11 protein-coding genes are annotated in these 14,690 nt (G+C 55.8%); 5 read left to right on the forward strand and 6 right to left on the reverse strand.

Annotated features, from left to right (window positions below):
- Positions 1-363 precede the first annotated feature (363 nt).
- The 5 genes from BN2684_RS10205 (at position 364) to BN2684_RS10225 (ending at position 6,867) form a co-directional block, all read left to right on the forward strand.
- Positions 364-1,440 (forward strand): GNAT family N-acetyltransferase, encoded by a 1,077-nt coding sequence (locus BN2684_RS10205; RefSeq protein ID WP_058302064.1) that lies wholly within the window; start codon positions 364-366, stop codon positions 1,438-1,440.
- On the forward strand, positions 1,433-2,134 hold the full coding sequence (locus tag BN2684_RS10210) for a PIG-L deacetylase family protein (RefSeq protein ID WP_058302065.1): 702 nt from the start codon (positions 1,433-1,435) through the stop codon (positions 2,132-2,134). The genes BN2684_RS10205 and BN2684_RS10210 overlap by 8 nt, the downstream gene beginning before the upstream one ends.
- 3 nt (positions 2,135-2,137) lie before the next feature.
- Positions 2,138-3,280, forward strand: coding sequence for an exo-beta-N-acetylmuramidase NamZ family protein (locus BN2684_RS10215; RefSeq protein ID WP_058302066.1), 1,143 nt, complete (start codon positions 2,138-2,140; stop codon positions 3,278-3,280).
- Positions 3,281-3,357: 77 nt separating this feature from the next.
- The gene (locus BN2684_RS10220; protein WP_058302067.1) at positions 3,358-4,296 is read left to right on the forward strand and encodes an N-acetylglucosamine kinase; all 939 of its coding nucleotides are present in this window, start codon (positions 3,358-3,360) and stop codon (positions 4,294-4,296) included.
- A gap of 474 nt (positions 4,297-4,770) precedes the next feature.
- Positions 4,771-6,867: an alpha-galactosidase gene (locus BN2684_RS10225; protein ID WP_058302068.1), complete on the forward strand. Its 2,097-nt coding sequence runs from the start codon at positions 4,771-4,773 to the stop codon at positions 6,865-6,867.
- 196 nt (positions 6,868-7,063) lie between these two features.
- Here BN2684_RS10225 and eat read toward each other — a convergent pair whose 3' ends face one another.
- From eat to BN2684_RS10255, 6 genes are all read right to left on the reverse strand, one after another.
- Positions 7,064-8,416, reverse strand: a complete 1,353-nt coding sequence (gene eat / locus BN2684_RS10230; protein WP_058302069.1) for an ethanolamine permease — start codon at positions 8,414-8,416, stop codon at positions 7,064-7,066.
- Between the two features lie 157 nt (positions 8,417-8,573).
- Complete coding sequence (eutC, locus tag BN2684_RS10235; RefSeq protein ID WP_058302070.1) at positions 8,574-9,296, reverse strand: ethanolamine ammonia-lyase subunit EutC; 723 nt, start codon at positions 9,294-9,296, stop codon at positions 8,574-8,576.
- 54 nt (positions 9,297-9,350) lie between these two features.
- Positions 9,351-10,715 carry an ethanolamine ammonia-lyase subunit EutB gene (locus tag BN2684_RS10240; RefSeq protein WP_058302071.1) on the reverse strand — a complete coding sequence of 455 codons (1,365 nt, stop codon included), beginning with the start codon at positions 10,713-10,715 and terminating at the stop codon, positions 9,351-9,353.
- Positions 10,716-10,778: 63 nt separating this feature from the next.
- Positions 10,779-12,251, reverse strand: coding sequence for an ethanolamine ammonia-lyase reactivating factor EutA (locus tag BN2684_RS10245; RefSeq protein WP_058302072.1), 1,473 nt, complete (start codon positions 12,249-12,251; stop codon positions 10,779-10,781).
- 129 nt (positions 12,252-12,380) lie between these two features.
- Positions 12,381-12,962, reverse strand: coding sequence for an ANTAR domain-containing response regulator (locus BN2684_RS10250; protein ID WP_058302073.1), 582 nt, complete (start codon positions 12,960-12,962; stop codon positions 12,381-12,383).
- Positions 12,934-14,370, reverse strand: a complete 1,437-nt coding sequence (locus BN2684_RS10255; RefSeq protein ID WP_058302074.1) for a sensor histidine kinase — start codon at positions 14,368-14,370, stop codon at positions 12,934-12,936. Before BN2684_RS10255 ends, BN2684_RS10250 begins: the two co-directional genes overlap by 29 nt.
- Positions 14,371-14,690 lie beyond the last annotated feature (320 nt).

Genomic DNA, 14,690 nt, shown 5'->3' on the forward strand with positions numbered 1-14,690 from the left:
ATGATTTTAAAGATCCGATATGGATTTCTCAACGAAATCATGCATTTTGTGCAACATTTCACATAAAAACTACCTCGTTGTGCTCGGAATGATGCATTTTGTGCAACATTTTCAATGAAATAAGGCGAATATTGTCCCACCCTGCTCTGCTTTCGAGTTAGCCAGAATACAGGGAAGCCTCAATGTAGAACTTTTCTACTTTCATGTAAGCCAGAATACGGGTAAGCCGCAACGTAGAACTTTTCTACTTTCGAGTAAGCCAGAATACGGGTAAGCCCCATCGTAGAACTATTCTACTTTCGAGTAAGTCGAAATGAAAGTTAGCCGCAACGATAGACAATCGATGTTTGGAGGCGATGGGAATTGCAGCTTCTACCCTGGAATGACTGCTACCAAAGCGGCGTGATTGACTTGTGGAACCGGACCGCTATCCGGGAAGGCTATAAGGAATTGACGGAGGACAGCTTCAACCGGATCTTCCGCCAGAACACCTACTTTGATCCCGCCTGTACCTTCATCCTTGCCGAATCCGACTCGGACTCGGACTCAAAATGCCAGTCCGAATCCAATTCTAAATCGAAATCCAATTCCGATTCAGAATCCGCAGGGAATTCCCTGCCCGGTACCGAAACCGTGCGAGGCTTCGCCTGCGGGTGCACGGGCGACGATCTTCCGCTCGGAGCAATTGCCGGGTATCTCACCTGCATCGTACTGGACGAGGAAATCCGAACCGACGAGCATTATGCCACTCTGCTCGATGACATCGAAGCTCGCTTCCGTATACTCGGCAAGAAACAAGCCGATGTCCTCTTCTTCAACCCGATGCGCCTGCCATGGTACATCCCGGACACGTCCGGTCATGAGCACAACAACGCTCCCGGTGTTCCGGCGGGCAGCGCTCTCCACTCTTTCCTGTTAAGCAGAGGATACGCTGAGCGAGCTCGGGAATGCGGCATGCATTTGCCGCTCGCCGACTTTCGAATGTCCGATGACATCTTGAAGAAAGAAGAGCAAGTAGCGGAAGCCGGCTACACCGTAGAGCTCTACGATCCGAAGCGGCACTCGCAGCTGGAGGAAATGCTCACCAAGCTCGGCAATGCCGCCTGGGAGAGCGAAATCTCCCGCTGTGCCGCCGAAGGAATCCCATTCCTGGTCGCGGCGCAGAATGGCCAGGCAGCTGGATTTGCCGGACCGGTCATTCGCGAGCCGAATGGGCGGGGTTATTTTACCGGAATCGGAGTTGATCCCGAGCATGAAGGCCGCGGTCTCGGTACCTTGCTCTTCCATAAGCTGTGTGAAGCCTTTCAACAGATCGGAGCCAACTATATGTCTCTGTTTACAGGCAGCCAGAATCCGGCTCTGCGAATATACGAAAAGGCCGGGTTCCGTACAGTCCGGCAGTTTGCCATTATGCGAAGGGAGCTGAACCCAAATGAGTGAGAGACAGACCATTTTGGCTATCGGCGGTCATGTAGGGGATATGGAACTAACGGCGGGAGGCGTTTTGGCCAGCCACTCTCTGAAGGGGGACCGCATCGTGACCTTGGCGCTGACCGCCGGGGAACGCGGAGTACCCGCCGGTCAGGATATGGCAGACTATCGGGCGCAAAAAGTGCGTGAAGCTCAGGCCTTCGCCGAAATGCTGGGCGGAGAAGCCGTCGTATTCGACTATGCGGATGGAGAGCTTCCCGACGACATGGCCGTACGTCTCCAGGTGTGCGATGTCATCCGCCGCGTCCGGCCGAACATTCTCATCACCCATTTCAAGAACAGCATGCACAAGGACCACATGACCACCCATCGCATAGTGAACGACGCCCGCTTCTTTGCCGGACTTTCCTCGTTCGAGCGTGAGCTCCCTGCCGCTTTTGCCGGGAAGCTGTATTATGCGGAAAATTGGGAAGACGCCGTCGATTATCGCCCCTATGTCTATGTGGACTTTTCCCAGGAGGCGTATGACTTGTGGGTGAAGGCGGTCTCCACTCACTGGTTCGTCACCGGCAGCAAATCTTTTCCCTACCTGGAGTATTACAAGCATCTAGCGCGAGTCCGAGGTATCGAAGCCCGCAAGCACTATGCGGAAACGTTCATGGTCCCGGAAGAAACCGTCCGGCTGCGCCAATCGGAGCTGTAAGCCATGGTGCGAAACGGAGTCGACTGCCTCACTGCCTATGACCCTCTATTTAAAGGAAAACGCCTCGGGTTGATCACTTCGCCAACCGGGAGGACAACGGATTTTGTCTCGACCATTGAACTGTTAAACGAACGGTACCACTTGACGGCGCTCTTCTCTCCTGAGCATGGGGTTCGCGGAGATCAGGAAGCCGGAGGTATGGTTGAAACTTATACCGACGAGATAACCGGCGTGCCTGTCTACAGCCTGTACCGCAAGGACTCCAAGCGGATGACAACCGAGATGCTGGAGCAAGTCGACGCGGTCGTCTATGATATTCAAGATGTGGGAGTCCGCTATTATACCTTCATCTACACGATGCTCTATGCACTGGAAGACTGCGCCAAGGCCGGAAAAGCTTTTATCGTGCTGGACCGGTTGAACCCGCTCGGAGGCACTGCCGTCGAAGGCAATCTGTTGAAGGATGACTACCGCTCGTTCGTCGGGAACTATCCGTTATGCATCCGTTACGGTCTGACGGTAGGAGAGTTCGCCATGATGGCGAATGAGCAGATGGGCTTGAAGGCTGATCTCCATATCGCGCGATGCGAAGGCTGGGAGCGGGATATGCTATTCCCGGATACCGGTCGCCTCTGGCTGCATCCCTCCATCGGGCTCCCCCGGTTCGAAACGGCGCTCCTGTACGCCGGAACCTGTCTGTTCGAAGGAACGAACTTGTCCGAGGGCAGAGGCACAACCTTTCCCTTCGAGATGATCGGCGCCCCCTTCCTCGATGCGGAGCGATTGACAGTTGAAATGAACCGCTTCAAGCTTCCCGGCGTGTACTTCCGCCCTGCTTACTTTAAGCCGTCCTTCTCCAAGCATCAAGGCGCGGCTTGCAAAGGAGTGCAGCTTCATGTCACCAACGCCCGCAGCATTCGCCCGGTGGAGACGGGTATCCGGTTGCTGGACGTGATCCGGCGGCAAAATGAGGAGTTTTCCTTTCTATCGCCGATCCGGGAAGGCGCACGGCCTTTCATCGACCTGTTGGGAGGAGACCGCCTGCTTCGCGACGAAACCCTTTCTGCAGACTCGATCTTGGAGCAATTCCGCGCAGAGAGCGAAGCTTTTGCTGAAAAGAAGAAAGCTTATCATCTTTATTATTAATGTACCTTTATCCTTGAAGAAGGATTTGTCTTATTGGGCTGTATCATCAAGAGTGAACCTGTAGGAGGATGGCAGACGTGTGGTATGCAGTGGGCTTGGACGGTGGTGGAACGAAGACAGCCGTGACCGTCTTAGATGAAAGCGGACGAACGGTACACAAATTCGAAGCGGATGGCATCAATTACAATGGACGGAAAGCGGAGGATGTGGAAAAGAGTCTCGGCAGCATCATGGCCGGGCTTGCATCCGCATGCGGCAGCTTGGAAGCCATCCGTCAGATCGCAGTAGGTGCCGCTGGAGTCAGCAATCCGGCAGTTCCCGAACGGTTGGCGGCTGTCATCCGAGGCTTGGGGTATTCTGGAGGTTTGCGGATTGTCGGGGATCATGAAACCGCGTTTTACGGAGCGTTGGAGGGCTCGGAAGGCATGATTCTGATCGCGGGAACCGGCTCGGTCTGTTTCGGACAAAATGCGAAAGGACAATCGGGTCGGACCGGCGGCTTCGGTCATCTCATCGATGACGGGGGCAGCGGCTACAGCATCGGCCGGGATCTGCTCGCAGCGGCAGTTCGCGCGTCGGACGGCCGAGGACCCGCTACCGCCATCACCGCATTATTGGCGGAACGACATGGTCTCACCACCGCCCAGAAGATCGTCGGCTTCGTCTACAGCCCCACAACCGGCAAAAAAGAAATCGCCGCACTCGCCTCTCTTCTATCGGAGGCTTGCGCGCAGGAGGATCAAACCGCGCTGGAGATCGCAAACCGAAGCGCCGTTTCACTTGTTGAGCTGGCGGTTCCTCTCGCCCATCGGTTAGGACTTGAGCAGGGTACACTCGCGATGGCGGGCAGTGTGCTGCTGAAGAATTCCTATGTTCGTTTGGCTTTTGAAACCCAGCTTCAAGCGATTCTCCCCTCCCTGCGCTCCGCTCCCGCGAAGCTTGATGCCGCAGCCGGAGCCGCATTGCTGGCATGGAATCTCCTTCAGAAAGAAGAGTCACCATCTGGCGATAAGTAGACCAGTCAGGCAGAGTGAGACCTCGGCACTTAAGCCACAGCAATGCTGACGGCTAAGCCCATCGCCGTTTTGGAAGGGCAGCAACAACCTTGACGGCTAATTTCCGTCCCACGTACTGTAAGGGCGAGCACCCGTACCACAGCATCGCTGACGGCTAAGTCAGTCTCCCATACTGCAGGTGCTGCACATTACATACGCGACCAAGGGATATTCTAGGGATGCAGCGCATAACCATTACGATTTCTCTCCTTCCTTTTTTATCGAGAGTGACCCTCAAGGGTTGTTCTCAGCGCTGCCGAAGCGCTGTGGAGCAATCCTTTTCTATTTTCCATGCCATCTCCCTATCCGATTGCTTGCATTCGAAAACCATAATAAATCCTACGTTGACCTTCGGAATCAGTTAGTTTACATTAGGATTATCAAGCTAACAAATATACTAACAACATGCTTTCAAAAGAGGAGTGTAAACGCTTCATGAGTAAATCCATCCTTGTTGAAGAAAATGGGATCCACCTCGTCTTTTCCGTTGAACCGGACGGAGATGTGCTTCTGCTGCACGCAGGAGCAGCCCCTCTTGATGAATCCCAGATCAAGCCGGACGCCCGTCAAGGCTTCCGCGCTCTGGAGCTGCAAGTGTCGGGTGAAGACCGCGCCGAATATCATGGACAGCTTCACCGAGCCTCCTACCCGGGACTGCGGATGAAATACGAGAACCACCGAGATAGCCGCAATGAGACGGGACGCAAGCTGGAGCTCACGCTTCGGGATCCGCAAACGAACCTTGCCGCTATCCTGCACTATCAATTCTATGATGGAGTCGCCATCATGCGCTCATGGACGGAGCTGATCAACCATGGAGAGAACGATCTCGACGTGGAATATGTCTCCTCCTTCGCCCTCACCGGACTCGCTAAGGAAGGCGTAAGCCGGCGCGATGACAAGATGGCCATCTCGTACCTGTATAACGGCTGGCAATCCGAAATGCAGTGGCGGACCTATACGCTGCCCGAGCTTGGCCTGTCGCAGCTGACAAGCCGCAGTTCTCGCCGCATCGCCTTGTCGAGCGCAGGTTCCTGGGCAGCGGCCGAATTCATCCCCATGGCTTTGCTGGAAAACCGCGAAACCGGCACTTGTCTGTACTGGCAGATCGATCACAATGGCTCCTGGCAATGGGAAATGTTCGATCAATTCGACCAGTTGTCCCTTCTTGTCAGCGGACCGAACGAGCATGACCATCATTGGCTCAAGACGCTCCGGCCCGGCGATCGCTTCGAAACGGTTCCGGTTGCCGTTGGCGCAGCTTACGGCGGAGCAGAAGCCGCAGCCGCCGAACTGACCGCTTATCGGAGGAGAATTCGCCGGCCCAATGACGACAACAAACACCTTCAAGTCATCTTCAACGATTACATGAACTGCCTGTGGGGCAACCCCACCACCGAGAAGCTTCTTCCGCTTATCGACGCCGCGGCAGAAACGGGCTGCGAGTATTTCTGCATCGATGCCGGCTGGTACTCGGCTGGTGAGTGGTGGGACGGAGTCGGCGAATGGCTTCCTTCCGCTGAACGTTTCCCTGAAGGCATCAAATTCCTGATGGACCGAATCCGCAGCAAGGGCATGATTCCCGGCTTGTGGCTGGAGGTCGAGGTCATGGGCATCAACAGCCCGAAGGTGGCGGAGACGGACGACAGCTGGTTCTTCATGCGCCACGGCAAACGCGTCAAAGACCGCAGCCGCTACCAGCTGGATTTCCGCAATCCTGCCGTTGTCGCCCATGCCGATGAAGTCCTGCGCCGCTTGGTCGAGGATTACGGCGTCGGGTATATCAAGATGGACTACAACATCAACGCCGGTATCGGCACGGAGACGAATGCGGACAGCTTCGGCGACGGTCTGCTGCAGCACAACCGCGCCTATCTCGCCTGGCTGGACCGGCTGTTTGCCCGCTATCCGCAGCTGATCATCGAGAACTGCTCCAGCGGCGGCATGCGGATCGACTACGGCATGCTGAGCCGCCACAGCATTCAATCCACCAGCGACCAGGACGATTACATCAAGTATGCGCAGATCGCCGCGACCGCTCCCGTCGCCTTGACTCCCGAGCAAGCCGCCGTCTGGTCGTATCCGCTCCGCGAAGGCGATGACGAGGAAGTCATCTTCAACATGGTGAACGCGCTGCTTCTGCGGGTGCATCAAAGCGGTCACTTGGCGGAGCTGAGCCCGCATCGGCTGGAGCTTGTGAAGGAAGCGCTCGACTATTACAAATCCATCCGTCATCACATTCCTGTAGCTCTTCCGTTCTGGCCCCTCGGGCTGCCGACAGCCGAAGACCCGTGGATCAGCCTCGGCCTGAAGCACGGGGAGCAGCGTTATGTCGCCGTCTGGCATATCTCCGGTGACGACCGCTGTGTCCGGCTGCCTCTGCCTGAGCTCGTCGGCTCCGAGATCGAGGTAAAGACCGGGTATCCCTCTACCAAGCCGGTGGCTTGGTCATGGAACCGAACCGCAGGAGTGCTCACCATCGAACTGCCGGAGGCAAAAACCGCTCGTCTGCTTGAAGTCCTCCGCAAGTAATCCACGTATCGCGTATCCACCTGCATCCATACAAAGACAGCGACTGCATCGGCCTAGAGCGTGTTTGAAAACACACTCTCTAAGCCATGAATGCAGTCGCTGTCTTCTTTCATATCGGGTTAGGCTGCCGTCCATCTCCTGCAAATCATCACCTTCTCAGATTTGCAGCTATATACAACGCACTACCTTTCGACACCTAATCCACGGCAGCAACCTTATACTCCGCGGCGACGGAATGTCTGCCTTTTACAGCATAGTAGAGGAACGCAACGGCGTAGACGAGCACGACCACCGCCCACAACGGAACATCCACACCTAGAATCGGCAGTACCTTCACCAGCATGCTGTACCTCACGACGCAGAAGAGGAACAAGACGCCGAGAACGAGAGCGATCGCGGGGATCACCGGGTACAACACACGGAACGGGCGATCCAAGCGGGGCTCCCGAATCCGCAGAATGAAGAGGGAGATCATACTCAGACAATACATGAGCACGGCACCGAAAACAGCAAGCTCGATCAGAGCGCTGGCAAACGCCGCCGAGCCTGCGCAGATGACCCCGATAGCACCGGGAATGACCAGCCCCCATACCGGGACCCCTTTGCGGTTCAGCCTGGATAAAAATTTCGGGAAGTACCCGTCGCGAGCAAGGGCGTACGTCTGCCGGGAGTACCCGATGATAATGCCGTGCAGGCTAGCGATTAGTCCGACGAGACCGATCAGCGTGACCGCAACAACGATCCAGCTTCCTTCTCCGTAGACATTGCTGAGTGCTTGCGGCAGCGGATAATCGGCGGGCTTGCCCTCGCCACCGCCCAGCCCCGCAGTGACCAGGAGGGTCAGAACGGTAGCCGCCGCAAGGGTCAGAATACCAGATATGAAGCCTCGCGGAATGTCCCGTTGCGGGTTCTCCACTTCTTCAGCGGCCATCGCTCCACCTTCGATCGCCAAGAAGAACCATATGGCAAAAGGAACCGCCGCCAACACCCCACTGAGCGCTACAGGGGACGCCTCCGCTGGGATCAGGTTTTCCAGCTCCACATGCGGCAAGCCCGCTCCATAGAACAGGGCCAACCCGACAAGAGCGATAATCGTCGCAATCAATTCGATCAAGGCAGCCCCCTTGATGCCGACCATGTTGATCAGAATAAACAGGACAAAGATTGCGGTGGTGATCAGAACCGGACTGACCGATGGAATCAGAAAATGAATGTATGCCCCTGTGGATACCGCGATGGCCGGTGGAGCAAAGACAAATTCCATCAGACAGGCAATGCCGGTGATGTACCCGGCGAACGGCCCCATCGCTCTTGAGGCGTAAGCCGTCGGTCCTCCAGCATTCGGGATAGAGGTAGACAGCTCGGCATAGCTGAAGATGAAACAAGCAAAAAACACTGTCACGAGCAGAGCTGCGATCGACATGCCGACCACTCCCCCCTCGCTGAATCCGTAATTCCAGCCAAAATATTGCCCCGAAATCACCATTCCAACCGCGATCGCCCAAAGATGGATCGGTTTAAGCGTTTTGTGCAAGACTTTGTTTTCCATCGGATACGTCCTCTCCTCGTCCTCATATAGTTACCTCGAAAGGAAGGTACTCCAGCTCAAGCGGACACGGTGTCTACAACCTGCTATGCCGCAGACGGATAGCTTCTTCAGCTCACAACTCCATTTACCGAACCTTCTCTTATGTCATTGATGCCGATCAAACGATCAGCTTTACGCCACTCGCCTGCTGCTCCACCATCTTCCGCAGCAGAGTACCGATATGGGCTCCTGCCTCAATCGGAGGCGTTCCGCTCGCATGGATGTTGGAGATGACCATCCGATCGGAGTCCTTTCGGCCCGGAGCTGGACGGTAGCACATATAAGCGCTCATGGAAGAAGCTGTCACGAGCCCGGGGCGCTCCCCGATGAGCAGAACGAGCACCTCGGGAGCAAGCACTCGACCGATGTCATCCATAACCCCTACTCTTCCTCCCTTGACAAAAAAGGGCGTCCCCTCCTGCAGTCCGTTCGCAGCCAAAGAATCGCGAAGGGCCGGCAGCACGTCAGCTAGATTGTCATCGATGGCTTTTGCACTCAGACCATCCGAGACGACGATCTGTACCTGGGGCCTGTGGATACAGCGCTCCCCCAGCTCCTTCTCGCTTGCCTCGGTCAGCACTCGCCCGCTATCGGGAACCAACAGATAATGCTCCTTGTCCCGATATCGGGTTTCGACGGTAAACAAGTCGAACTCAGCGAGCGTCTCCTCCTTCACCACCCCGTATACCGCATCGACCGCCTCCGCGTGATCCAGGCGCAGCTTGAGCATTTCCCTCGTCAACGGCCGCGTCCCCGTTCGCCCTACGTCTAGCCGAGCAGGCGTATCCTGCATCCATTCCCGAAAACGATCCTCGCCCGCCATAGTGTCGTGTTCCCTCATCTCGCTCCCTCCTCCTTGCCAGCACTCTGACATGCTTAAGATCTACCGTGTTCTTTAATAAAGAAACCGCCTTGCATCTCCAGCCGCCTTGGTCAGCCTTCCGTCCTGCATGATCCCAATCTCCCCAAGCCAAGCTTCAAATTCCGGTGCCGGACGTTTCCCCAGCGTTTCGCGGATAGAGGCAATATCGTGATAGCTCGCCGACTGGTAATTCAGCATACAGTCATCCGCCATCGGCACCCCGATGACGAAGTTGACTCCTGCCGCTGCCAGCAAGATCCCAAGGTTCTCCATATCGTTCTGGTCTGCTTTCATGTGATTCGTGTAGCAGATATCGACACCCATCGGAAGCCCGTGCAGCTTCCCCATAAAATGATCCTCCAGTCCGGCGCGGATGACCTGCTTGCTGTCATAGAGATACTCCGGACCAATAAAGCCGACCACCGTGTTCACAATGAACGGATTGAACCGGCGGGCAAGCCCGTAGCAGCGCGCTTCCAGCGTCAGCTGATCGATGCCGAAATGAGCATTCGAGGACAGCTCCGACCCTTGCCCGGTTTCAAAATACCAGCGATTCGGCCCAGGAGCGGTTCCCTTCTCCTGAATCAAGGCGTCCGCTTCCAGGAGCAGAGCCAGATCGATGCCGAAGCCCTTGTTTCCTTCCTCGGTGCCAGCCAGGCTTTGAAACAACAGATCCGCCGGCGCACCCTCTCGGACGGCACGCATCTGTGTCGTGACATGAGCCAGCACGCAATTTTGGGTTGGAATGCTCCAGTGGGTGATGACGTCCTGAGTGGCGTGCAGGAGCGCCTTCATCGATTCGGTCGTATCGCTGACGGGGTTGATTCCGATGACGGCGTCCCCTATGCCATAAGCGAGCGCTTCAAACAGCGAGGCCTTCATTCCGATGACATGATCGGCCGGGTGGTTCGGCTGCGCCCGGGAAGCGAGAGTTCCTCGGTACCCGATCGAAGTTCGGCAAGTCGTGATCACCTCCATCTTCGATGCAGCTTGAATGAGGTCGAGATTCGACATGAGCTTGCACAAAGCCGCGATCATTTCACTCGTCATTCCCCGGCCAAGCCGAAGCAGCTCGCTTCCCGTCGTCTCCGTTCGCAGGATGTGCTCCCGCAGCTCCGCTACTGACCAGCCACGAATCGAGGAGAACACCACTTCATCAATTCCCTCTTCGATTACCCGCGACACCTCATCGATCTCCGGGGGAAGTGGCGACCCGCTCCGGATCTCGGACAGGAGGCAGTCCGCCAGCAATGATTTGGCCGCGATTCTCTCCGTCATATCCTCTGCGGAGATTCCGGCCAGGCTGTCTCCAGACTTCTCTTCATTCGCCTTGGCCAGCAACTCCTTTAAATCCCGGAATCGATAGTCCCTTCCTCTCAATGCCGTATGAAGTTTCATGCCTTCCCCTCTCTCCTAAAAGCACAGGATGTTTACAGCTCTGATGCGAAATAAGTAGAGTTCTCACTCCTGAAAAAGGAGGCTTTTGATCACGACCGGGATGACATCCTCCTTGATCGGCTCTCCTACATCCAGATAATCTCCCTCTTGAGGAACCAACTGATCGAGGCAAATCAGCCTGTGTCTTTGCGGTTCTTTCAGCTTGATGAGCAAAAGGTGACCGAGTGCTTTCGCCATATCGCTCTCACAAATGAGCAGCATGGCTCGATCCCTCAGCATCGGCAACGCATAGGCTTCTGCCAAGCCCTCCGCGATGCGCTGCAACCGCCTATACGAACAGGCTCCCGACGACCGCAGACAGAGAGCAAAAGGCGGATCAGATCCAGCTTCAGCATAGATCGAGACGCCCTGGGCAACCGTTCCACCCAGCGCCTCCTTCAGTGTCCGTACATCATCCGCCCCAACTTCCGCCTCAGGAGGCAATTCGCAGATGACGACCGGAATGTTGCGCAGCGGCAGCAGCCCGGGACTGTAATACATCGTCGCTCCGCTCACCTCTGTCGTCTGCGTCCCTGCCCCGATGACAGTAGCCCGGACTGACTGCTCCGCAACGCGTACCGGCACCGGCCATTCCTTCCCAATCCTCGCCAACACAGCGGCCAGGAGCGGGCCGATGTCGCCATACTTGGCAGTCGCCTGTACGCTCTCGGGAGGGGGAGCCTCCATCAAACGGCCAACACCGCCGGATATCCAAATTTCATCTGGCTGCGGCAGATTCTGAACCGAGGCACCCACGATGAGCGGCTCTGCACGTACAAGCGCATCCGAAGTGCCGCACACCGAAAGCAAAAGAGTGGTCGCTAGCGTTCGGCAAAGGTCGTCCAGCTCCTCAAAACGGACGGAATCCCCCAGTCCAGGAAGCTTCTTCCCCGTTCCTCCCGCCCACTTCCGAATAGCGGGGGAGATATACTGCACCCGGCCTTCCTCATCCACTCGAACGAGCCGCCCGCCAATATGGAAGGTCGCGGTAGCAACGAGTCTTCCTCTCCGAAAGTAGGCCGTATTGGCCGTTCCTCCGCCTATGTCGACGTTGGCGATCAGCCCCTCGGTCTCCAGCGAGCGTCGCTCCGCCCCAGAGCCTTTGCCAGCCAGCAGCGATTCCAAATCCGCCCCTGCGGTTGCAACGACAAATTGCCCCGCATGGAGAGCGAGGGCATGAGCAAGCCCTTCGGCATTCGACTTAGAGGCCGTCTCTCCTGTCAGAATGATCGCTCCTGTCTGCACCATCTCCGGCAACAGCCCTGCTCTCGCATACTCCTCTCCCAACAAACGAACAACTGCCGGAACATCGATCTCGTCATCTCCAAGAAGCGGAGTCGAATAGATCGGGCTCTCATAGTCGATCGCCCGTTTCGTAATCTCATAACGAGGAAGTGCAAAGCCTCCCGAGGTGCGTGTCAGCGTGAGCTTCGACAAAATCCACTTTGTGGTGCTTGTGCCAAGGTCAATGCCTACACTCGTCAGCGTTTCCTCCACTCGCTTCTCCTCCTCTCTGTCGTTGAATACAGAAAGACGCCTTGAACCGACAGACCAAGCGCACCCAACGGGCGAGCTCCTGCTCTATCAGATCAAAGCGTCGTTGCTTTGTCTTTGCTATTCACTTCCTTAGACAATCCCATTCTCAAAATCCATGATGACGGCTTCCGCCGTTTTTACCAGGCTGGTTCGTTCATACATGCTCCGGCCGCGAAGCCTCGCATAGGCTTCTGCTTCATCAAGGCGACATCGACTCATCAAGATTCCTTTGGCCCTGTCGATGATCTTGCGCTCCTCCATCTTTCCCTTCAGCCTGGCCACGTCGCCTTCCAGCTCACGCAGCTTGCGACGCTGCTCAAAGCCGATCTCCACACTCATCAGGAGTCCGCCTTCCGTGAATGGCTTTGTGACATACCCCGAAGCCCCCGCCTCTCTGGCGCTCACGCACCACTCCTTGCGGTAATGAGCAGTCAGCAGGATGATCACCGGATCGTACCATTTGCGAATCTGCCGCGATGCCTGAAGTCCATTCAGCTTGGGCATATGGACATCCATGATGACTAACTCCGGTCGATGCTCATAAGCAAGCCGTAACGCTTCATCACCGTTTCTGGCTTCCAGAACGCCCCCATAATCCGCCTTAAGAAGAATCTCCTTCACATCCAAGCGAATAATCGGTTCATCATCGACAACCATCGCCGGAACACCCATCCAACTCCAGCTCCTTAAGCGGAAATGTGAGCGTTAAGCTCAGCATGCCGGGAGAAAGCTCGTGCCAAACCTTCCCTTCGAGTGTTTCCTCTGCCAGCAGCCTGATCAAAGTGAAGCCGAGCGATCCCGTTCCTTCAACAGAGGAGCTTTGATCGCGATCCCCGATGTCTCCAGTCACGAAAGTGGAAGCTGGAGCGAGGAACCGCTCCTCCCAAATCAACTCGCCTATCTGCTCGACCTCTCGAAAAATGACGGTGATGGCTCCGTTGCCATCCCGGTGCTTCACGGTGTTTTGCAAAAGCTCGTTCACAATCAAGGCGAGGGAAGCAAAAGGCTTTGCTTCCATGAATACCTCCGATACCTCCAGTTGAAGAGCCAGCGAATGATCCGGTGCCAGCATAGCTTCCGACACTTCCGTCAGAAGCTCACTTATCAAGCGGCCCGCCTCCACCCGCCCTGACCCTTCTTTAGAGAGGAAGCGATGAATGCTCGCAACCCCTTCGATCCGATGCAGACTCTCTTCAAGAGCGGCTGATACATTCGGGTCTTGCTGACGCCGCTGCTGCAGCCTGAGCATACTGATGATGGTCTGCATCTGGTTCTCGACTCGATGTCGGATTTCCTGAAGGCCGATGGATTTGGCGCGGAGCTCCCGTTCCTTATCCACGACATCCGTTCGATCACGCAGCAGCACAACATTCGCTGCCAGCTTCCCCTTACGCTCCAGCTTAACCAATCTTCGGGTATATACCCTTGAGCCGAACCTCAGCTCTTCCTCCTGTTCGGACAGATTTACAACGATCGCCCGATTGGACTCCAGAAGAGCTCTGCCCCGCTCATTCGCGTAGCGAATGGCTCCTTCATGGTCCACAAGCACGATGCCTTCCTCAAACAGATCGGGAATCCCGCTCATCGCGAGCGATTCTTCCAGCAGCACTTCCATCAGATAGGCATTGGATTGTTTAAGGGAAGCGATGCACCGCTCTCGGTTTACCTGCTCGCTTATGTCTTGCTCTTGAATCAAAACGGCGATTACGCTTCCCGATGGACCGTGGATCGGAACGACCCGCTGACGGATCGGCACATCCTCTTGGGACAATCCCCGCGCATCCGTTACCGGATGTCCCGTGCGAAATACTTCGAACACACCCGGCTCGTTCACCGGAAGGGCAACTGCACCAACCACATTCTTTTGGTAGAGGGATGGCGACCAGGATGACCTGCCATGCGCGATAACAATGGCCACTTGATCGTCCTTGCCGAGACAATCGATGAACACATCGCCTTGGGCAAGATCAGCCATCGTGTCCAACTGGGACGCGAGTTGTTCCACCAGCGGAATATCATCCGCGGTCAAGCAGGTGAGCTCTTCACACATCACTCGAACGGAAGGGAGCTTTCGGCTCATAGCACCGCCTCACATGTTACATTTCATAACGCATAAGCATAATTTTTCCTCATTATAATATCAATCAGCAAATCGCGTCAATATACTTGACATCAGTATTAATGGGAATCGTAATGAATCCGTGTTCATGCAACGTCCGAGCCGGACGCTCCAACCAATAAGCCAGCCTAAGAGGATGATATCCGATCACCGCTGCACAGGAACTTCGTTGCATGCAATCTTTCGCGTATCACGTTCCTTGCGGTATTATAGCAAGACCAGCGACTGCAGTCGGTCTAAAAACCGATTGCAGTCGCTGGTTTTTTTACGTACAGTCATGC

It is taken from the genome of Gorillibacterium timonense (genome assembly GCF_001457415.1).
Lineage (GTDB): Bacteria > Bacillota > Bacilli > Paenibacillales > NBRC-103111 > Gorillibacterium > Gorillibacterium timonense.